Raw genomic sequence first — 18,645 nt, forward strand, 5'->3', positions numbered from 1 at the left:
AGCGGCCGCTGAATTCCTACCCTCCGATGGGTGAACAGCGCCTATTCTAGTACTAGAATACGACCATGGCCGCCAACCTGACGCCCGCCGAGCTGACCCTGCTCGGCCTGCTCGTGGAGAAGCCGAGACACGGCTACGAACTCGACGAGGTCATCGACGCTCGTGGCATGCGCGAGTGGACCGAGATCGGCTTCAGCTCGATCTACTACCTACTGGGGCGGCTGCGCGACCGTGGCCTGATCACCGAGGTCGGCTCGCCGCGAGCAGGACGGGGAAAGGCGCGCCGGGTGTACGAGCCGACGCCCGAGGGGCGCCGGGCGTGCGCACGGGCGGCCGAGGCGGCGGTGGCCGAGCTCCGGCCGGTGTTCCCGCCCATCCTGGTCGGGCTGGCCAACCAGCCGGTCATTCCGCCCGAGCGCCTGAGGGCCGCGCTCGACCGGCGGGCCGCGGCCCTGACGGAGAGGATCGCCGCCATCGGAGCGGCCCGCGACACCCAGCCAGACATTCCCGATTTCGTCCGCGCCATCTTCGACTACACGCTGGGCCAGCTGGAGGCCGAACAGCGGTGGCTGGACGCATACCGGACGAGCCAGGAGAGTCCATGACTCGCTATGACGTCAAGCGGGAGCTCAAGCAGTGTTACGCGCCGAAGAACACCGACTGGGCGCTGGTCGACGTGCCCGCCCAGCAGTTCATCGCCGTCGACGGTCGCGGCGACCCGAACACCAGCCCCGACTACGCCCGCGCGGTCGAGGCGCTCTACACCGTCGCCTACACGATCAAGTTCACCAGTAAGCGCACCCTCGACCGGGACTTCGTCGTCGGGCCGCTCGAGGGGCTGTGGTGGTCCGACCGGCCCGAGGTGTTCATCACCCGCGACAAGGGCGCTTGGCACTGGCGCATGCTCGTCAGCCAGCCCGACTGGATCACCGAAGACCTCATCGACGAGTGCCGGCAGGCCGCGCTGGCGAAGAAGAAGCTCGCCACGATCGCCGACGTCCGCCGTGAGACGCTGGAAGAGGGCACCAGTGCCCAGCTCCTGCACGTGGGCCCCTACGACGACGAAGGACCCGCGCTCGCCCGGCTCCATCACGAGTACCTCGCGGCCAACGATCTCACCATGTCCGGGCACCATCACGAGATCTACCTCGGGGACTCCCGCCGGACCGAGCCGGCCGAACTCAGGACCGTCCTCCGGCAACCGGTTCGGCGAGCGTGAGGAGGGAGTCGCGCTGGACGGCGTCGAGCGAGAGCGTCTTGTAGCCGATCTCCTCGAACAGCACGGTGATCCGGTCGGGCTCCTCGCGCATGACCGTCCCGGCGCCCCAGGACGCGTGGACCACCTGCGAGTGCATCGGGAACGGCGTGTCCGCCTGCTCGGTCTCGACCGACCCGCTCGCGCAGGTGTCGCAGTGGCCGCAGGCCTGCCGGGGGTACGGCTCGCCGAAGTACTCCAGCAGATAGCGGCGGCGGCAGCCCGTCGTCTCGGCGTACCCCCGCATCATGTCGATGCGTGAGTCGTCCATCTTGCGGCGGCTCTCGTCGCACTCCATCGCGTCGGCCGCCGCCTGCTCGGGTGCGGGTCCCTTCGGGGCGTACCGCAGTTCGCCGCGTTCGCTGACCTCGACCGCCTCGGCGTGTTCGAGCAGGTTCACCAGGCCGGTCAGCTTGGACGGGCCGATACTCAGCGTCTCCCGGACCGCCCGTGCCTTCACGGTGCCGCCGTGCTCGTGGAGGAGCGTCGCGAGCCGGAGCAGCATCTCCTCGTCCGGCCTGCCCGCCGCGAAGAACCGGCGCAGGCCCAGGTCCTCGGACCGGTAGTACAGGACCGCCTCGGCCGGCTCACCGTCGCGACCGGCGCGGCCGATCTCCTGGTAGTAGGAGTCCGGCGACTCCGGCGGCGCGCTGTGCAGGACGTACCGGACGTTCGGCTTGTCGATCCCCATGCCGAACGCCGAGGTGGCCACCACCACGTCGACCCCGTCCTCGGAGAACAGCGTGTGCACCCGTTCACGGTCGGCGGCCTTCATCCCCGCGTGGTACGCCTCGGCGCGTACGCCGGCCTTGGTGAGCTCCTTCGCGTACGCCGTGGCGTCGCGGCGGGTGGCGACGTACACGAGGCCGAGCCCGTCACGTCCGGCGACGTCCTCGACGAGCGCCCGTCGCTTGGCGGACTCCTCGGTGAACCGGCGCACGCGCAGCGCGATGTTGGGCCGGTCGAAGCCCCGGATGACCTGCCGTACGTTCCGCAGGCCGAGTACCTCGACGATGTCCTCGCGTACGGGCGGTGAGGCGGTCGCGGTCAGCGCGATCACCGGCGGATGGCCCAGACGCTCGATCACCCGGCCGAGCTGGAGGTAGTCGGGCCGGAAGTCGTGTCCCCAGGACGACACGCAGTGCGCCTCGTCGATGGCGATCAGCGAGGGCTTCGCCGCGACGAGCTTGTCCACGACATCCGGCTTGGCGAGCTGCTCGGGGGAGAGGAAGACGTACTCCGCCTTACCGGCGCGGACCTGCTCCAGGGAGCTCTCGCTCGAACCCGCGCGCTGGGCGGAGTTGACCACGACCGCGCCCCCGGCGTTCCGCTCGGCGAGGGACAGCATCTGGTCGCGCTGCAGGGCGATGAGCGGCGAGATCACGATGGTCGGACCGTCGAGCAGCTGGGCGGGGATCTGGTACGTCGCGGACTTCCCGCCCCCGGTCGGCATGACGACGAGAACGTCACGCCCCTGCAGCAGATGCTGCATGGCCTCGTCCTGGCCGGGCCTCAGCTCCCGCCAGCCGAACACCTCCCGTGCGGTCCGTTGCACCTGCCGCCGTCGACGCCCGAAACGTCGGAAACCATCACGTATGCCCATTTAGCGCCTCCCGCCGGGCGCTGTTACCCCGCTGGCCCCGGCTTAGTCCGTTTCGCCTGCGTTTGATCATCCAATCAGGGCGACATGGATGCGGAGGGGCGTTCCGCGCAGAGGAGGCGTGCCCGAGGCGACGAGCCGGCTTCCGGTCCAGCGGTACGCGACGGTGACCGGCGGCAGGGAGGCGCAGCACTCGGCGTCCGAGGGGGCGTAGTGCGCGTAGGTGACGCGGAAGGCGCCGGCGGTGCCCCGGCGCAGCCCGGTGATCGTGTCGCTCTCGCGCACGGAGTCCAGGCCGAGGAAGCGCGTGTCGTGCCAGAAGAAGACGAGCTGGCCGTGCGCGTCGGCGGTGGGGTAGCGCTGGCCGACCGCGGCGGTGAGCGTCCCGCCGTACCCGTCGGCGACGCTGACCGGTCCCTGGTCGAGGACGAAGTGCCCCTCCGATGTCGCGACCTCGGTCGTCCGGGCCATCACCCGCCGGATGGCGGAGCGGCTCGGCACCCCGGTGGCCGGTGCCGTGACGGGGTGCGACGCCGGGGGCGTGTCCGGTGTCGCGGAGGCCGTCGCGGTAGGTGTCGCGGTGACTGTCGGGGTGGGGGTCGGCGCGGCGGCGTGAGCGGGGGCGGTCGCCGGTCGCGCGCGGCAGCCGGTCGGTATGGCGGCCAGCGCCATCAGCGCGGCCCAGCGGACGGCGGCGGGCCGGGTGCGGCCTGAAACGCGGAACAACGTCGTGGCTCCTCTCGCTTCGATGCGCGAGAGCCTAAGGAGGAGCGGCGCGCGTTCCGGTGGACCCGATCGCGCGGCCGGAAACGGCGTTTCCGCACGCGTTCAGGACCCGTCCGGTCGCGGACGGGTCCTGTGACGGGGGTCGAACTCGTCAGTCCTTGAAGACGTCCTTGATTTTCTCGCCGGCCTGTTTCAGATCGCCCTTGGCCTCGTCCGACCTGCCCTCGGCCTCCATTTGCTCATTGTCGATGGCCTTACCGGTCTCCTTCTTGGCTTTGCCCTTGATCTCGTCGGCCTTGTTGCGGGCTTTGTCGGCGGCGCTCATGGCTGTCTCCTTATCGATAAAGGCATCGTTGAGCCAATTGTGAACCGTCTCCGATTCGCCTCGGCCCACTTTCTCCTTGCCCGCTATTTCGCGCTCCTAACGCGGTCATCGCCATTCGGGGTCCAGGCGGCGGCCCGGAGGGCGTGACGCGCCCGCCCGAGGCGCGTGCGGGCCGCCCGGCGCGCCCGCGGAAGCCTCGGGACGCGCCCGCCGGGGGCCTCCGGCGCGTCCACGGCGTGTCGTCGACGCGGGCGTCCGGCGGCCACGCGCTCGCTGTGGGCGTCTCAAGGGATGATCGCCGTGCGGCGCCATCTGGACGATCAGATCGTCTATCAGTGCGGTAGAGCACGTACGATACGACGTCTGTCATGAGTAATCACAAGAATTCTGCTGACCCTATATACATGTTATGTATCTGCGCCTATGGTGATCGTCTTGTAACCCTACGGAAACAACACGAAGGAGGAAGACGATGGCAGAGGCCCCCCCGCAGGCCATCGTTCGGAGTCTCGTGCCGGCGCGGATCGACCGGCTGCCCTGGTCTCGCTTCCACACCCGGATGATCATTGCTCTCGGTGTGGCGTGGGTCCTGGACGGCCTGGAGATCCAGATCGCCAGCATCATCGGCCCCGTTCTCCAGCACGCGAACACGCTCCATCTCACGTCCCAGGATGTCGGCTTCTCCGCGACGATCTATCTGATCGGTGAAGTGGTCGGCGCACTTGTCTTCGGTCGGCTTTCCGACCGGTTCGGACGACGCAAACTGTTCGTCGCGACGCTCGGGCTCTACCTCGTCGCGAACGGTCTCACCGCGTTCTCGTTCAACTACGGGATCTTCCTGTTCTTCCGCTTCGTCGCTGGCATGGGTATCGGCGGTGAATACGCGGCGATCCATTCGGCGATCGACGAACTCATTCCCGCGAAGTACCGGGGCCGGGTCGACCTGGCGGTCAGCGGCACCTACTGGTTCGGTGCGATCCTCGGCTCACTCAGCGAGTACGTCCTGCTCAACCACTCGGTGTTCTCCGACAACCTCGGCTGGCGGGTCGGCTTCTTCATCGGCCCGGTGCTGGGTCTGGCGATCTGGACGCTGCGCCGCACCCTGCCGGAGAGCCCGCGCTGGCAGCTCTCCCACGGCCACGCGGATGAGGCCGAGGCGACGATCGCGCAGATCGAACGCGAGGTGGCGGCCTCCGGCAAGGAACTCGCGCCGGTGGACGAGGCCAAGACCCTGGAGATCAGGCCGCAGGAGTCGGTCTCGTTCCTGCAGGTCGCCAAGACGCTGTTCAAGGAGTACCCGACGCGGTCGCTGCTCGGCGCGACCCTGATGATCAGCCAGTCGTTCCTCTACAACGCGATCTTCTTCACCTACGGCCTCGTGCTCACGCACTTCTACGGGGTCTCGGAGAGCGGTGTAGCGACGTACTTCTTCGCCTTCGCCGCGGGCAACCTGCTCGGGCCGCTGTTCCTCGGCCGGCTGTTCGACACGATCGGCCGCAAGCAGATGATCGCGAGCACCTACATCGTGTCCGGTGCCCTGCTCGCCTTCAGCGGCTACCTGTTCAAGATCGGCGCCCTGACGGCCATGAGCCAGACCGTGCTGTGGACGGTGATCTTCTTCATCGCCTCGGCCGCGGCCAGCTCCGGATACCTGACCGTGAGCGAGATCTTCCCGATGGAGCTCCGCTCGCAGGCGATCGCCATCTTCTTCGCCATCGCCCAGTTGTTCGGCGCCCTCGGCCCGACGGTCTTCGGCTCGCTGATCGGCGACCAGGACCACCCGAACCCGGGCCGCCTGTTCATCGCCTACCTGATCTCGGCGGGAATCATGATCGTCGCCGGGGTGATCGCGGCGATCTTCGGAGTCAAGGCCGAAGGCGCGTCGCTGGAGGACATCGCGGCGCCCCTCAGCTCGATCCGGTCGGCCGCCGGCAGTGTCAGCGAGAAGCTGGAGCCCGGGACCGGCTCCAGCACCGTCCCCTCGGTGACCTGACCTCCGCCGGCCCATCGAGAAGGACCCCCGCGCGGCGCGCCCCGCGCGGGGGTTTCTCGTCTTCCGGGCCGGCGACGTCCGGGGGCGTCAGTTCCCGTACTGCTTGGTGTCCGGATGCTCGATGAGCAGGACGTGGGCGGTCTCGTCGGCGACGGGGCGGTGCCGCATCCCCTTGGGGACGACGAAGAGCTCGCCCGCGGTCAGCACCACCGGGTCCCGTCCCTCCAGCTGGATCTCGAAGCCGCCGTCCCAGCACAGGAACAGCTCGTCCTCGTCGTGGTGATGCCAGGGGAACTCGCCTTCCAGACGCGCGAGCCGAACGACGGTGGAGCCGTTCACCATCGCCAGATCGCGCTGCTGGAAGGGCCCCGGGAGGGCGGCGACGGCCTCGGGCACCGATACCGCGGCGAGGTGCCGCAGGTCCTCATGTCGTGTGGTCATGCCGCGATCCTGGCCTTCGCCGTGGCCGGGCCCCAGAGCCAATACGCCACAATTGGTCCACCGAGCGAACCAATCGCCTCCTGGACCGGAAACACTCGATCATGCCGATGGACCCAGCCGAGCTGGCCGACCGCCTGGGCCGGTGGTCGGCGGGCCGCGGACCGCTGTATCTCCTGCTCGCCGCGCGGCTGCGGCGCCTCGTCGACGAAGGCGAACTGCCGCCCGGCACGGCACTGCCGCCCGACCGGGCCTTCGCGTCCGCCCTCGCGGTGGGACGCGGGACCGTCGTGGCCGCGTACGACCAGCTGCGCCTCGAAGGCCGGATCGTCCGTCGCCAGGGCAGCGGGACCCGGGTGGCCGGGCCACCGCGTCCGGGGCCTCGGGACACGACGGGCGCACCGGTCTTCCTCCACCTGCTGGAGCCACGGGACGATGACGTGATCCTCCTGGCGTGCGCCGCGCCCGCCGCGCCGCCGGCGATGCTGCTGACGGCGTACGAGCGGGCGCTGTCCCGGCTGGCCACGGTCACGAACGACATCGGGTACCACCCATCGGGCCACAGGCGGCTGCGCCGCGCCGTCGCCGACCACTACACACGCCGTGGGGTGCCGACCGGCCCCGAGCAGGTTCTGGTCACCAACGGCGGTCAGCAGGCCCTCTCCCTGCTCGCCCGTACTCTCGTCGAGCCCGGCGGCACGGTCCTCGTCGAGGCACCCACCTATCCGGGCGCGCTCGAGGCGTTCCACGAACAGAGCGCGTCCGTGCGGACACTCCCCGTCGGGCTGGACGGCTTCGAGGCGGCGACCCGAACACCTGGCCCTCGCCCGAAACTCGCCTACGTCGTATCCACCCATCACAACCCGACCGGCGGGGTACTGCCGGCGCTCCCGCGCCGGCGGCTCGCCGCGGCGGCCGACGCCGCGGACGTACCGCTCATCGACGACGAAGTCCTCGCTCACCTGGCCTTTCCCGGGCAGGACACACCACCTCCGCTCGCCGCGTTCGGTGAGACGGTCATCTCCGTTGGCTCGCTCAGCAAGAGCGTCTGGGGCGGGCTCCGCATCGGCTGGATACGAGCCGCGCGGCCCGTCATCGACCGCCTCGCCCGGCTCAGAGCGGTTCATGATCTCGGCGGGAACCTCCCCGCACAGCTCGCCGCCGCCGAACTCCTTCCCCACGTGGAAACGCTCTGTCAGGACCTGGCCGCGGACCGCCGGGCCCGCCATGACCACCTGCGTGCGGAACTGGCGCGACGGCTACCGCGGTGGCAGGCGCCGGCCGTCACCGGCGGCCAGACCCTGTGGGTGCGCCTTCCCCACGGCGACGGCGACTCCTTCGCGCAGACGGCCCTCCGTCACGGCGTCGCCGTGCTGCCCGGCAGCGGACTGGACGCTTCTGGGGGCAGCGGGGAGTTCATCCGGATCCACTTCCTCGCCGACCCTGGCACGCTGACGAAGGCGGTGCGCCGCCTGGCCACGGCCTGGCGGAGTTACGGAGGCGGTCACGATCGAGGTGCCCCGGCGCCCCGGTCGATGGCGATCTGACCGACCGTCAGCGGCGGACCGGCGGGACGGCCGGGACCTCGGGCGCCCGGTCGAGGTCGTCCTGGGTCAGCCGGAACTCCTCGGGGTAGTGCTCGCGGCTCGTACGGCGGGCCGGCTCGGTGGTGCGCCACGCGTAGAGGCACCGCCCGCATCGCAGGACCTCCCACACCTCGGGCACCGGTGAGCGCGCGAGCGTGTCGACGCCCTCGTACGCGCAGCGCGGGCAGATCATGAGTCTCCCCTGGCGAGCATCGAGGTGAGCCTGGCGATCCACTGCGACGTCTCCGGCAGGTCGGTCACGGGCCGGCCGTAGCTGCCGCGGACGTCCGGGGGCACCGGGGTGGTGGCGTCGATGATCAGCTTGTCGGTGATGCCGGGCGGCTCCGAGCCCGGATCGAGTTCGAGGACCGACATGGCGGGCAGGTCGACCAGGTCGCTCGCCGGATTGACCTTCGTGGACAGCGCCCACATCACCTGCGGCAGGTCGAACGGGTCGACGTCCTCGTCGACCATGATGACCACCTTGCAGTAGCCGAGGCCGTGCGGCGTGGTCATGGCACGCGTGCCGACCGCGCGGGCGAAGCCGCCGTACCGCTTGGCGGTCGAGATGATCGCCAGCAGGCCGTGGGTGTACATCGCGTTCACCGCCCGTACCTCGGGGAACTCCGCCCGGAGCTGCTGCTGGAGCGGGACGCAGGTGGCCGGCCCGATCAGATAGTCGATCTCGGTCCACGGCATGCCGAGGTAGAGCACCTCGAAGATCGGGTCGTCGCGGTGGGAGATCCGCTCCACGCGGATCACCGGCATCCGCCGGCCGCCCGAGTAGTGGCCGGTGAACTCCCCGAACGGCCCCTCGAACTCCCGCGTGCGTCCCTCGACGACGCCCTCCAGGATCACCTCGCTGCCCCAGGGCACGTCCAGGCCGGTGAGCGGGGCGGACGCGATCGGCGCCGGTGCGCCGCGCAGTGCCCCGGCCAGGCGGTACTCCGACTGCTCGTACCCCAGCGGCGTACCGGCGACGATCGTGATGACCGGGTCGTTGCCCAGCGCGATCGCGACCGGCAGGTCCTCGCCGCGCTCTTCGGCCTTGCGCAGGTGGACGGCGATGTCGTGCATGGGCACGGGCTGCAGGCCGAGCCGGTTACGGCCTTTGACCTGCATGCGGTACGTGCCGACGTTCTGGCGGCCGAAGTCGTCGGGCGCCTCGGGGTCGCGGGAGACCACGGCGGCCTTGTCGAGGTAGTGGCCGCCGTCGCCGTCGTTCAGCCGGAACAGCGGCAGCACCGCGTACAGGTCGACGTCGTCGCCGGTCACGGTGTTGCGCGCCCACGGCGGGTCCGCCCGCCGTTCGGGTTCGACCGGGGCCTCCTCCCAGCGCCGGATGAACTCCTGGACCTGGTCCTTCACGGAGGTCTCCGGCGGCAGACCGAGCGCGATGGCGTGGTTGGCCCACGAGCCGTGCACGTTCAGGGCGATCCGGGCACGGGTGAAGCCGGTGACGTTGTCGAAGTGGAGCGCCGGAGCGTTCGGGCCGATCCGGCAGGCGGCGTTGGCCGCGGAGGCCAGGTCCGGCTCGGGCGCCACCTCTTCGGTGACGCGCAGCAGCTGACGGTTCCGGTCCAGCTCGTCGAGGAACGAGCGGAGGTCGTCATGGGCCACCGGAACCCCTCAGTGGCTGCGGTCTCGGTGCGCCGGCGTCTCCCCGGCCCACTCGTAGTAGTCCGTCTGGCCGAGCCCGATGAAGCCCATCAGCCGGGCGGTGAACTCCTCGAACATCTCCTCGACGGTCCGCGGGACGTTGTAGTAGGTGGGGATCATCGGGTACACGACGGCGCCGGCCTCGGTGACCTGCGCCATGTTGCGCAGGTGGATGAGGTTGAAGGGCGTCTCGCGTACGCACAGCACCAGTTCGCGGCGCTCCTTCAGGCAGACGTCGGCCGCCCGCTCCAGGAGGGTGTTCGCCTGCCCATGCGCGATCCGCCCGACCACGCCCAGCGCGCAGGGCACGACCACCATGCCCCACGTCGGGTAGCTGCCGGACACCATCGGGGCGGTGAGGTCCTCCGGGTCGTACGCGGCGACCTTGTCGTGTCGCTCCCCGAGAAGCCGCTCCACCGGATCGTCGGTCCGCGACCCGCCGAACTCGTGCGCGATCAGCGTCCGGCCGGCCTCCGACACCAGCAGGTCCACGTGCCCGACCCGCTCATCCCGGACGAGCGCGGACAGCACGTACCGCGCCATGCGTGTCCCGCCGGCCCCGGTCACGGCCAACGTGAGCCTGCGCTGCTCACCCATGCGCGTGTTCTACCCGGTCACCGGCCTGTTTACCGGGTGCGGTCGTCGTCCGGTTCGGGTTGCCAGGCCATGCCGGGGACGACGAGCGGGCCGCCGGTGACCGGGTCCGGGACGACGACGGAGGCCAGGCCGAAGACCTCCTGGACCAGTTCCGCGGTGACGACGTCGCGTGGCGGGCCCTGGGCGATGACGCGGCCGGCCTTCATGGCGACGAGGTGATCGGCGTACCGGGCCGCCTGGTTGAGGTCGTGGAGGACGGCGACGACGGTGCGGCCGCGTTCGTGGTTGAGCTGCCGGATCAGGTCCAGCACCTCGACCTGGTGGGCGATGTCCAGGTACGTCGTGGGCTCGTCGAGGAGCAGCAGATCGGTGTCCTGGGCGAGGGCCATCGCGATCCACGCGCGCTGGCGCTGGCCGCCCGACAACTCGTCCACCGGTCGCTCGGCGAGGTCCGCGGTCTCGGTGCGCTCCAGCGCCTCCGTGGTGGCCCGCTCGTCTTCCTCCGACCACTGCCGCCACCACGTCTGGTGCGGCTGGCGGCCGCGTGCCACCAGGTCGGCGACGGTGATCCCGTCCGGGGGCGTGGGTGACTGGGGCAGGACGCCCACCGTCCGCGCGATCTGTTTGCGGGAGACGTGGGCGAGTTCGGCGCCGTCCAGCAGCACGACGCCGCGGCGCGGCTTGAGCAGCCGGCCGAGTGCCCGCAGCAGGGTGGACTTCCCGCAGGCGTTGGGGCCGACGATGACCGTGACCTGCCCGTCGGGGATCTCCAGGTCCAGGCCGTCGACGACGGTCCGGTCCTCGTACGCGAGTGTCAGGTCCTTCGCCGTAAGGCGGCTGCTGCTCATGAAGTCGTGCCTCCGGAACGGCTGCGGGTGCGGACGATGAGCCACATCAGGTACGGCGCGCCCACGACGGCGGTGAGGACGCCGACCGGCAGCTCGATCGGGGCGAACAGGCGGCGGGCCAGCAGGTCCGCCACGACGACGACCAGGGCGCCGGTCAGCGCGGAGGACAGCAGGGGGATCTGGATCGTACGGGTGAGCCGGCGGGCGATCTGCGGCGCCACCAGGGCGACGAAGTCGATCGGCCCGGCGGCGCCGGTCGCCACCGACGCCAGGACGACCCCGAGCGCGGCCAGCCCGAGCCGTACCTGGTCCAGCCGTACGCCCAGAGCGGTGGCCGTGTCATCGTCGAAGGTCACGCTGCGCTGGGCGCGGCCCGCCCACAGCGCCGCCGGGAGCGCTAGCAGCAGAACGAGGGCGAGCGGCGCCGCCTGGTCGTAGCCGCGCCCGTTGAGGGAGCCGGTCAGCCATACCTTGGCCTGCTGTGCGACGAGGTAGTCGCCCTTGGTGAGGAACAACTGCGTGAGGGAGCCCAGGGCGACCGAGATGCCGATGCCGACCAGCACGAAGCGGGAGGCGTGCAGCCCGCGCCGCCACGCGAAGACGTACACCAGCAGCGTCGCCGCGAGGCCACCGCCGACGGAGAGGTACGGCAGGGCGTTGTGCGAGACGACGCCGAAGCTCATCGCGGCGACCGTCGCCGCGCCCGCGCCGTGCGTCACGCCGATGACGTCGGGACTGGCCAGCGGATTGCGGGCGACGGTCTGGATCAGGGCGCCGGCCACGCCGAAGGCGGCCCCGGCGAGCAGGCCCACGACGAGGCGTGGCAGGCGCAGGGTGCCGACGACGAGCCGGTCGGGGCTGGGCCGGCCCAGCAGGACCCGGCAGACCTCCACCGGCGAGACGAAGGACTCACCGACGCACAGGGAGGCGACCACGACCGCCACCAGCAGCACGGCGAGCGCCACCACGACCACGAGGGCCCGCCGATGCACCAGGAAGCTGCCGCGTCCAAGGCGCAACAAGACGTGACCGGGCGGGCGTCCCGACATCGCACGACTCATGCGGCCACCACCGACTTGCGCCGTACGAGGACGATGAGGAACGGCACGCCGAGCAGCGCGGTCATGACGGCCACCGGTATCTCCGAGGGTGGGAAGACGATCCGGCCGATCACGTCGGAGACGAGGAGCATCACCGGTCCGAGCAGCGCGGCCAGCGGCAGCACCCAGCGGTGCGCGCTGCCGACCAGGCTCCGCGCGATGTGCGGTACGGCCAGGCCGGTGAAGGCGATCGGGCCGGCGGCGGCGACCGCCACGCCGGTGAGGACGGTCGCGCCGAGCGCGCCGAGCGCGCGCAGCACGGCGACGTTGTGGCCCAGGCCCGTGGCGGCGTCGTCGCCGAGGGCCAGGGCGTCCAGCCCACGGGACACCACGGCGACCAGCAGCAGACCGGCCAGCAGGAACGGCCATACCTGACCGACGATCTCGCTGCCGCGTCCGCTGATCGAGCCGACCTGCCAGAAGCGGAACTCGTCCAGGGCCCGGGCGTTGGTGGTGGCGATCCCGGAGACCACGGAGGCGAGGAAGGCGTTCATCGCGGCGCCTGCCAGGGCGAGCCTGACCGGCGAGGCGCCGCGGTAGCCGCCGCTGGCGACGGCGTACACGCCGGCCGCCGCCAGCGCCGCGCCGGCGAACGCGAACCACACGTAACCCGCCAACGTGTGCACACCGAAGAAGGCGATCGCGCACACCACGCCGACCGACGCGCCCTGGCTGATTCCGAGGACTCCCGGTTCGGCGATCGGGTTGCGCGTCACGCCCTGCAGCAGGGTCCCGGCCAACGCGAGCGCGACGCCGACCATGATGCCGATGACGGTGCGGGGTACCCGCAGCGACCGCACCACCTGGGCGTTGTCGCTGGTGCCGCCGTGCAGCAGGGCCTGGAACACCTCGCCGGGGCCGATCTGCCGGCTGCCCACCGCCAGGCTCAGCAGCACGGCGACGAGCAGCATCAGCGCGGCCGCGAGCAGCCAGCCGGTACGGCGGCGGGTCGGCGCGCTCACCTTCTCCTCCCGGAGCGGGCGGTCACGCCGTCAGGTACTTCTGCAGGTCGTTCAGGACCGCGTCGGCCGCGGTGACGCCCAGCCCGAGGTACCAGGTCTCGTCCGGCACGTCGAAGGCGTGGCCGTCCTTGACCGCCTTCAGGTTCTTCCACAGCGGGTTGCCCTGGGCCTTGCTCTTGTCGGTGGCCTTCGGGTCGCCGTACACGCCGGTGAAGATGTAGTCGGCGTCGGCCTGGTCGATGTTCTCGGCGCTGATCTCGGCGGCCAGGTCGTTGATGTCCTGGTTCTTCGGCCGTGGGATGCCGGCGTCCTTGAGGATGGTGCCGATGAAGGAGGCGTTCGCGTACAGCCGGATGACACCGTTCGGCATGAAACGCACCATCGACACGGTCGGCTTCTTCGCGCCCAGCTTCTTCCCGAGGGCCTTGGCCTGCGCGTCGTACTCCGCGAGCTTCGCCTTGGCCTGCGCCGTACGGTCGAGCGCGGCGGCGTTGAGGAGGTAGTTCTCCTTCCACGTGAAGCCGGGGCGGATGGAGAAGACCGTGGGGGCGATCTGTGACAGCTCGTCGTAGGAGTCCGCGGCGCGGAGCTGGCTGCCCAGGATCAGATCGGGCTTGAGCCCGGCGATCGCCTCGAGGTTGAGGTTGTTGATCGTGCCGACGTTCTTCGGCGTGCCCGCGTCGTTCTTCAGGTACGACGGCAGCTGCGGCGATCCCTCGGTCGGGGCCAGTCCGACCGGCTTGATCCCCAGCGACACGACGTTGTCGAGCTCGCCGACGTCCAGCACGACCACCCGCTTGGGCTGCGCCTTGATGACCGTACGGCCCATCGCGTGCGTGATCGTCCGCGGCCACTGGCCCGGCTTGGCGTCCGTCCCCATCGCGGCCGTCTTCCTCGCGGCGTCCGCGAAGTCCTTGCCGCCCTTCGCGACCGACTGCTTGTCCTTCTTCCCGGCGCTGCCCTCCTCTCCGTTCCCGGCGGATCCGCTGCCGCACGCCCCGAGGGAGAGGACGGCGGCGACGGCGAGAGCGACGGCGGCTGTGCCGCGGCGCCGAAGAGACACTCGGGACTCCTTTGGCTGAGAATCACCTTGAATTAGGCGAGCCTTACCTTATGTCGCACCTGCGTGCCGTGCGCAAGAGGGGGCCGTTCGTCACGTTGTTCAGGTGCCGCCGATGGCGATCAGGCCGGCGACGCCCAGCGCGTACAGGACCAGGACCGTCCGGCTGTCCGGGCCCATGCGGAGCCGCCGGTTCCGCGGCCGGAAGATCAGGCCGGTCATGTAGACGAGCGTGAGCAGCGCGCCGAGGGCGGTCAGGTAGATGTCGGAGCGGTGCGCCGCCGGCAGCGCCGGATGGCCGGACAGCACCGACGCGACCAGGAACAGCACGGGCAGGAAGGCATTCCCGCCGAAGATGTCGCTGACCGCGAGCTGGTCGTCGCCGAGCCGTACCGACGTCACGCCACTGCTGATCTCCGGCAGCGAGGTCGCGGCGGCCAGCACGGTCGCGCCGAACACCACGCCGCTCATGCCGACCCGGCCGAAGAACGCCTCGCCGCTGCGTTCGAGCACCACTCCGGCGACCAGCGTCGCGACCGCGGCGGCGCCGAACACGAGCGCCGCCCGTCCGGTGCCGACGCCCTGCGCGGTGGCCCGCTTCTCCTTCTTTCCCTTGGAGTGGCCGCGCGGCTCGGCCTGCGCACCGGGCGCGTCGCCGCCCTCGTGCCAGGGCAGCCCCCGGCCGGCTCGTTTCAGCAGGAGGAGCCCGGCCACCCAGACGACGGCGATGAGCACGGCCGCCGGGTCCAGCCGGGCGTAGGCGAAGTCGCCGGGGAGTTGCGTGCCCATGACGACGACGGCGAGCAGCGCGACGACCAGCGCGCCTTCGAGCACGAGCAGCAGGCCGGCGGCCCGGTACGCCAGCGGCTCGCTCCGGCCGGCGACGTCGAGCACGACGAGGACGACGGTCTGCACGGCGATGCCACCGAGGATGTTGCCGACCGCCACGTCGAGGTCATGGGCGAGGGCGGCACTCACCGTGATGGCGAGTTCGGGCAGGTTGGTGGCCACGGCGAGCAGCACCAGCCCGCCGAGCGCACTGCCGAGCCCGAGCCGCTCCGACAGCACGTCGGTGGTGTCGGACAGGTGCACTCCGGCGTACCAGACGATGCCCGCACTGACCAGGAAGAGGACCAAGAGCACGGGGGACGACAAATGACCCATGCACGGTGCGCTTCCCGATCACGCCTCCTCCATTCGGCCGGCACGGTTCCGTAGAGCCGTCTGTTTCGCCAGGATCCGGCGCATCATGCCGTAACTGACGCCGAACTCGGCCGCGACCCGGCGGATCGGCCAGCCCTGTTCGTAGAGCCGGGCCGCGTCCTCCTCGAACGGCCGTTTCACGGTGCCGGCGGCCCGTACGGCCAGCACCTCACCGCGCCGGTAGCGACGATGGCCGCCGGGGGTGTGAACGGCGGGTTTGAGCAGCCCGTCCCGCGCCCACCGGGCGAGCGTGGTGGTCCGTACGCCCAGCAGCGCCGCCGCCTCGCGCGGCTTGAGCAGATCATCGAAATCAGCAGACATGGGGGAGGCCAATCCAGCAGGAGGGGAGGTTCTTTTGCCGTGACGTCTAGAGGCGAAACCAGACGATCTTTCCGTCCTCGGCGGCGGGGCCGGTTCCGCAGTCTCGGGACAGATGCTTGACGAGGCACAGTCCTCGGCCCGACTCCGCCTCCAAATCGTCGAAGGAAACGACCTTCGGGAATTCCGGGAGCTTCGGTGAGTCGTCCCATACCTCGAACAGCGGGCTGCCGTCGTTCGGGCGCATGGTCAGCCGGATCAGCGGACTCGTCGTGTGCCTGATGGCGTTGCCGACCAGCTCGGAAATGCAGATTTCTCCAATTTCGACCAGATCTTCCCTGTGGTGGGTCGACAGGAAATTTCTGGTCCACATCCTGGCGAGATTGGTAGTCTCTTTATTCCGATGAAGTATTGCCATCAAGGCTTCACCTCGCTTCGTCGTATTACGAGTCGTGGTGAAGTCTGGGCGGTCCAGGCGGCCGGCGATACCTTCCTGGAATGATTGGAAGCGCTAGGAGGACGGATGAGTTCGGAATCACGGCTCAATCCCGACACGAGCATGTGGGACTGGATCACTGATGACCTGCGGCATCACGTCAAAAAGTCCGGTCTGTCGGGTGCCGAGTTAGCGCGGATCCTGAACCGGGACCCTTCCAGCGTCTACAACATCCTCAACGGGCGACGGCGGATTCAGGACAAAGACGCAAAGATCCTGGACAAGCTGTGGGATCTGAATCACCACTTCGGCAGGATGCTCCGCTACGCCAAGCTGAAGTCCAACTCGAAGTGGTTCGGCCAGTACCTCGAACATGAGGTCGCGGCCAAGGTGATCAAGTCGTATGAGGCTCTGGCGATCCCAGGCCTGCTCCAGCTCCCCGAGTATGCCGCCGAGTTGTTCACGGCCACTGGAGCCGCCGATGTGGACGGCCTGGTCGAAGAGCGGATGCGGCGTCAGGAGATCCTTAAGCGAGACTCGCCGCCGATGTTGTGGCTCCTGCTCACCGAGAACGTGCTCGACTGGCCGGTGGGTGGCGCGGAGCTGATGCGTAAGCAGCTTTCCCGCCTGCTGGAGGAGATGGAAAAGCCGAACATAGGGCTACGGATCGTTCCTCGCGCCGCGGGAGCCCACGGAGGTTTCAGCGGGAGCTTTCTGGTCATATCTGGCGATTCGGGAGATATCGCCTACACTGAGGCGACAGGAGGAGGAAGGCTCGTGCCGTCTGTCACCGAGGTGCGTGAATACGGCATCCGGTTCGACCGAATAGGGCAGCTGGCGCTTCCCGAGCCATCGTCCCGAGAACTGGTCCAACGGGCCTTGGAGGCTCTCTGATGGAGACACCGGACGGCTGGAAGAAGAGCAGTAGAAGCGGTGGCGACGCCAACACGAACTGCGTAGAGGTCAAGAAGGTTAGTCCCGGCTGACCTGACGAGAAGGGCTGGCCGCCGTCCGAGCAACCACCTGCTCTGGGTGGCCGGAGCCTGGTGCGAGCCGTTGGGGCTCCCAGGTGTAGACGCGGCGCGGGGGCGAGACGCTACGCCAAGACCGGACGATCCGTGGCGATCCGGGCTGCTGTGGCCTCGTTGAAATGCTGTTTCGTCCGGCGCGCTGGATCGTGATCGCTTCACTGGGATCGGCGTGGAGGTGTCACCGAAAGCAGCTGTGGGCAAGATAGACGAAAGAAACGTAACGAGGTACGGTTCTTGCGAGGAGGCGCCATGAACGCAGTGACCATGCGGCAAGAGACCTACCTACCGGATGCACGCGGCCAAGTCGCTCAGATCTATGACTTCCTCAAGGCGCATGAAGAGGCTGGCCGAGGCAGACCCGCGCCGCGCTACTTCCTGGCGGGTTCCGCCCCAGGTGATCGCATAGAGCTCCCGGCTGAGATCTATCGTGCTCTTCGCCACGTGGTAGAGGCCCTGCGAGAGGGGCTGGCCGTCACCGTCGCACCCTTGACTCAGACGCTGACGACGCAGCAGGCCGCAGACCTCTTGGGGGTGAGCCGTCCGACGTTGGTCAAGCTGCTCGACGAGGGCAAGATCCCTTTCGAACGGGCGGGAAGTCACCGTCGTGTCCTTCTCCGCGACCTGCTTACCTATCGGGAGCAGCGACGTGCCGCTCAGTACGCCGCGCTAGAGGCCACCGCTGTCGACATGGACGACGAAGAAGACCTCGACACGGTGCTGGAGCAGCTACGCGAAGTCCGGCACGCCGTCGCGAAACGCCGCCGCAGAGGCCGCACATCCTGACAGAATTAGGAGATGTTCTCCGCGCTTCTGGATACCTGTGTTCTGTGGCCCAGTCTGCAGCGTGACTTCTTGCTTTCCTTAGCGGTCGAGGGGATGTACCGGCCTGTCTGGAGCGCGGCCATCCTTGAAGAACTGGAGCATCACGAAGCCAAAAAATTAGTCCGGCGGGGCGAGCAGAAGGACAAGGCTGCAGTACGTGCCCGGTCCCTGATTGATCGAATGCGTTCGGCTTTCAATGACGCCGAGGTGCACGGCTGGGAGAGCCTGGAAGGAACATACGGCCTTCCCGACGTGGACGACGAACACGTGCTCGCCGCAGCAGTCGTCGCCGGCGCTGGAGCGATCGTCACACACAACGTCAAGGATTTTCCACGCAGCAAGGTTCCGGACGGAATCGGCGTGATCTTGCCGGCCGATTTCGCCGCGAGCACGGTCGAACTGGAACCTGTTCGAGCATTCGATGCGGTCGTGGCCATCGCCGAGCGCTCTGGGCGGGTCGGGCCGCGAGTCACCGCAGATGACGTGCTGGACGCGCTCGTCGAACGCTACGAGATGACCTACGCGGTCTACCTCATACGACAGGCTCTATGCGCTGACTGACGACGAGCGGCGATCGACCATGAAGGCTGGCGCGACGCCAGTGGGCCGCAGTGCAACGCGCGCAACCTCGCCTTGAGGATCTTGCCGGTCGGGTTGCGGGAGATTTCGTCGGTGCAGACGACCAG

Annotated in this window: 22 protein-coding genes; 8 read left to right on the plus strand and 14 right to left on the minus strand. The window is 69.3% G+C overall.

The genetic code is table 11. The features are described 5' to 3' along the window. Positions 1-65 precede the first annotated feature (65 nt). Together ACQEV1_RS04460 and ACQEV1_RS04465 are read left to right on the plus strand one after the other, a co-directional pair. Positions 66-605, plus strand: coding sequence for a PadR family transcriptional regulator (locus ACQEV1_RS04460; RefSeq protein WP_285633325.1), 540 nt, complete (start codon positions 66-68; stop codon positions 603-605). Next, positions 602-1,219, plus strand: coding sequence for a GyrI-like domain-containing protein (locus ACQEV1_RS04465; RefSeq protein WP_433391512.1), 618 nt, complete (start codon positions 602-604; stop codon positions 1,217-1,219). The genes ACQEV1_RS04460 and ACQEV1_RS04465 overlap by 4 nt, the downstream gene beginning before the upstream one ends. Here ACQEV1_RS04465 and ACQEV1_RS04470 read toward each other — a convergent pair. The 3 genes from ACQEV1_RS04470 to ACQEV1_RS04480 form a co-directional block, all read right to left on the minus strand. After that, positions 1,182-2,810 (minus strand): RecQ family ATP-dependent DNA helicase, encoded by a 1,629-nt coding sequence (locus ACQEV1_RS04470; protein ID WP_285575057.1) that lies wholly within the window; start codon positions 2,808-2,810, stop codon positions 1,182-1,184. The two genes, ACQEV1_RS04465 and ACQEV1_RS04470, sit on opposite strands and share 38 nt — an antisense overlap. Before the next feature lie 114 nt (positions 2,811-2,924). Next, positions 2,925-3,581: an LppP/LprE family lipoprotein gene (locus ACQEV1_RS04475; protein WP_433391515.1), complete on the minus strand. Its 657-nt coding sequence runs from the start codon at positions 3,579-3,581 to the stop codon at positions 2,925-2,927. Positions 3,582-3,732: 151 nt separating this feature from the next. Beyond that, entirely contained in the window at positions 3,733-3,906 is a 174-nt protein-coding gene (locus ACQEV1_RS04480; protein WP_285633315.1) for a CsbD family protein, read from the minus strand. Positions 3,907-4,378: 472 nt separating this feature from the next. Here ACQEV1_RS04480 and ACQEV1_RS04485 point away from each other — a divergent pair, with 472 nt between their 5' ends. Further along, on the plus strand, positions 4,379-5,899 hold the full coding sequence (locus tag ACQEV1_RS04485) for an MFS transporter (protein WP_285575065.1): 1,521 nt from the start codon (positions 4,379-4,381) through the stop codon (positions 5,897-5,899). Between the two features lie 87 nt (positions 5,900-5,986). On the opposite strand, the gene ACQEV1_RS04490 is transcribed toward ACQEV1_RS04485, so the two are convergent. Then, the gene (locus tag ACQEV1_RS04490) at positions 5,987-6,340 is read right to left on the minus strand and encodes a cupin domain-containing protein (protein WP_285633313.1); all 354 of its coding nucleotides are present in this window, start codon (positions 6,338-6,340) and stop codon (positions 5,987-5,989) included. A 101-nt stretch (positions 6,341-6,441) separates the two neighbouring features. Here ACQEV1_RS04490 and ACQEV1_RS04495 point away from each other — a divergent pair, with 101 nt between their 5' ends. Further along, positions 6,442-7,884: a PLP-dependent aminotransferase family protein gene (locus ACQEV1_RS04495; protein WP_433391519.1), complete on the plus strand. Its 1,443-nt coding sequence runs from the start codon at positions 6,442-6,444 to the stop codon at positions 7,882-7,884. Between the two features lie 7 nt (positions 7,885-7,891). Here ACQEV1_RS04495 and ACQEV1_RS04500 read toward each other — a convergent pair whose 3' ends face one another. From ACQEV1_RS04500 to ACQEV1_RS04545, 10 genes are all read right to left on the minus strand, one after another. Beyond that, the gene (locus ACQEV1_RS04500) at positions 7,892-8,116 is read right to left on the minus strand and encodes a non-oxidative hydroxyarylic acid decarboxylases subunit D (RefSeq protein WP_433391522.1); all 225 of its coding nucleotides are present in this window, start codon (positions 8,114-8,116) and stop codon (positions 7,892-7,894) included. Next, complete coding sequence (locus ACQEV1_RS04505; protein ID WP_433391524.1) at positions 8,113-9,543, minus strand: non-oxidative hydroxyarylic acid decarboxylases subunit C; 1,431 nt, start codon at positions 9,541-9,543, stop codon at positions 8,113-8,115. The genes ACQEV1_RS04500 and ACQEV1_RS04505 overlap by 4 nt, the downstream gene beginning before the upstream one ends. Before the next feature lie 9 nt (positions 9,544-9,552). Further along, the gene (locus tag ACQEV1_RS04510) at positions 9,553-10,179 is read right to left on the minus strand and encodes a UbiX family flavin prenyltransferase (protein WP_433391527.1); all 627 of its coding nucleotides are present in this window, start codon (positions 10,177-10,179) and stop codon (positions 9,553-9,555) included. 29 nt (positions 10,180-10,208) lie between these two features. Then, positions 10,209-11,027 carry an ABC transporter ATP-binding protein gene (locus tag ACQEV1_RS04515; protein WP_433391530.1) on the minus strand — a complete coding sequence of 273 codons (819 nt, stop codon included), beginning with the start codon at positions 11,025-11,027 and terminating at the stop codon, positions 10,209-10,211. Continuing rightward, the gene (locus ACQEV1_RS04520) at positions 11,024-12,088 is read right to left on the minus strand and encodes a FecCD family ABC transporter permease (protein ID WP_285633301.1); all 1,065 of its coding nucleotides are present in this window, start codon (positions 12,086-12,088) and stop codon (positions 11,024-11,026) included. Before ACQEV1_RS04520 ends, ACQEV1_RS04515 begins: the two co-directional genes overlap by 4 nt. Continuing rightward, positions 12,085-13,089: a FecCD family ABC transporter permease gene (locus ACQEV1_RS04525; protein ID WP_433391534.1), complete on the minus strand. Its 1,005-nt coding sequence runs from the start codon at positions 13,087-13,089 to the stop codon at positions 12,085-12,087. The genes ACQEV1_RS04520 and ACQEV1_RS04525 overlap by 4 nt, the downstream gene beginning before the upstream one ends. A 22-nt stretch (positions 13,090-13,111) precedes the next feature. Continuing rightward, positions 13,112-14,152 carry an ABC transporter substrate-binding protein gene (locus ACQEV1_RS04530; protein WP_433391538.1) on the minus strand — a complete coding sequence of 347 codons (1,041 nt, stop codon included), beginning with the start codon at positions 14,150-14,152 and terminating at the stop codon, positions 13,112-13,114. Positions 14,153-14,251: 99 nt separating this feature from the next. After that, positions 14,252-15,292, minus strand: coding sequence for a hypothetical protein (locus ACQEV1_RS04535; RefSeq protein ID WP_433391541.1), 1,041 nt, complete (start codon positions 15,290-15,292; stop codon positions 14,252-14,254). Between the two features lie 39 nt (positions 15,293-15,331). After that, positions 15,332-15,673, minus strand: a complete 342-nt coding sequence (locus ACQEV1_RS04540; protein ID WP_433391544.1) for a MerR family DNA-binding transcriptional regulator — start codon at positions 15,671-15,673, stop codon at positions 15,332-15,334. 46 nt (positions 15,674-15,719) lie between these two features. Beyond that, on the minus strand, positions 15,720-16,088 hold the full coding sequence (locus tag ACQEV1_RS04545; protein WP_433391546.1) for an ATP-binding protein: 369 nt from the start codon (positions 16,086-16,088) through the stop codon (positions 15,720-15,722). Positions 16,089-16,193: 105 nt separating this feature from the next. Between ACQEV1_RS04545 and ACQEV1_RS04550 the strand changes: the two genes are divergently transcribed. The 4 genes from ACQEV1_RS04550 to ACQEV1_RS04565 all read left to right on the plus strand — a co-directional run bounded on the left by ACQEV1_RS04550 (position 16,194) and on the right by ACQEV1_RS04565 (position 18,520). Continuing rightward, entirely contained in the window at positions 16,194-17,000 is an 807-nt protein-coding gene (locus tag ACQEV1_RS04550) for a helix-turn-helix domain-containing protein (protein ID WP_433391549.1), read from the plus strand. Then, positions 17,000-17,092 (plus strand): DUF397 domain-containing protein, encoded by a 93-nt coding sequence (locus ACQEV1_RS04555; protein WP_432705657.1) that lies wholly within the window; start codon positions 17,000-17,002, stop codon positions 17,090-17,092. Before ACQEV1_RS04550 ends, ACQEV1_RS04555 begins: the two co-directional genes overlap by 1 nt. A 294-nt stretch (positions 17,093-17,386) precedes the next feature. After that, positions 17,387-17,920, plus strand: a complete 534-nt coding sequence (locus ACQEV1_RS04560; protein ID WP_285633281.1) for an excisionase family DNA-binding protein — start codon at positions 17,387-17,389, stop codon at positions 17,918-17,920. A gap of 12 nt (positions 17,921-17,932) precedes the next feature. Then, positions 17,933-18,520: a PIN domain-containing protein gene (locus tag ACQEV1_RS04565; protein WP_433391554.1), complete on the plus strand. Its 588-nt coding sequence runs from the start codon at positions 17,933-17,935 to the stop codon at positions 18,518-18,520. The last annotated feature ends 125 nt before the right edge of the window (positions 18,521-18,645 follow it).

Source organism: Actinoallomurus sp. CA-142502 (assembly GCF_050936355.1).
GTDB classification, from domain to species: domain Bacteria; phylum Actinomycetota; class Actinomycetes; order Streptosporangiales; family Streptosporangiaceae; genus Actinoallomurus; species Actinoallomurus iriomotensis.

Coding starts and splice junctions, on each gene's coding strand:
- ACQEV1_RS04545 (WP_433391546.1), bottom strand. CDS start 16,088: ATGGCAATACTTCATCGGAATAAAGAGACTACCAATCTCGCCAGGATG.
- ACQEV1_RS04550 (WP_433391549.1), top strand. CDS start 16,194: ATGAGTTCGGAATCACGGCTCAATCCCGACACGAGCATGTGGGACTGG.
- ACQEV1_RS04515 (WP_433391530.1), bottom strand. CDS start 11,027: ATGAGCAGCAGCCGCCTTACGGCGAAGGACCTGACACTCGCGTACGAG.
- ACQEV1_RS04465 (WP_433391512.1), top strand. CDS start 602: ATGACTCGCTATGACGTCAAGCGGGAGCTCAAGCAGTGTTACGCGCCG.
- ACQEV1_RS04490 (WP_285633313.1), bottom strand. CDS start 6,340: ATGACCACACGACATGAGGACCTGCGGCACCTCGCCGCGGTATCGGTG.
- ACQEV1_RS04500 (WP_433391522.1), bottom strand. CDS start 8,116: ATGATCTGCCCGCGCTGCGCGTACGAGGGCGTCGACACGCTCGCGCGC.
- ACQEV1_RS04495 (WP_433391519.1), top strand. CDS start 6,442: ATGCCGATGGACCCAGCCGAGCTGGCCGACCGCCTGGGCCGGTGGTCG.
- ACQEV1_RS04540 (WP_433391544.1), bottom strand. CDS start 15,673: ATGTCTGCTGATTTCGATGATCTGCTCAAGCCGCGCGAGGCGGCGGCG.
- ACQEV1_RS04560 (WP_285633281.1), top strand. CDS start 17,387: ATGAACGCAGTGACCATGCGGCAAGAGACCTACCTACCGGATGCACGC.
- ACQEV1_RS04480 (WP_285633315.1), bottom strand. CDS start 3,906: ATGAGCGCCGCCGACAAAGCCCGCAACAAGGCCGACGAGATCAAGGGC.
- ACQEV1_RS04510 (WP_433391527.1), bottom strand. CDS start 10,179: ATGGGTGAGCAGCGCAGGCTCACGTTGGCCGTGACCGGGGCCGGCGGG.
- ACQEV1_RS04565 (WP_433391554.1), top strand. CDS start 17,933: ATGTTCTCCGCGCTTCTGGATACCTGTGTTCTGTGGCCCAGTCTGCAG.
- ACQEV1_RS04520 (WP_285633301.1), bottom strand. CDS start 12,088: ATGAGTCGTGCGATGTCGGGACGCCCGCCCGGTCACGTCTTGTTGCGC.
- ACQEV1_RS04460 (WP_285633325.1), top strand. CDS start 66: ATGGCCGCCAACCTGACGCCCGCCGAGCTGACCCTGCTCGGCCTGCTC.
- ACQEV1_RS04555 (WP_432705657.1), top strand. CDS start 17,000: ATGGAGACACCGGACGGCTGGAAGAAGAGCAGTAGAAGCGGTGGCGAC.
- ACQEV1_RS04485 (WP_285575065.1), top strand. CDS start 4,379: ATGGCAGAGGCCCCCCCGCAGGCCATCGTTCGGAGTCTCGTGCCGGCG.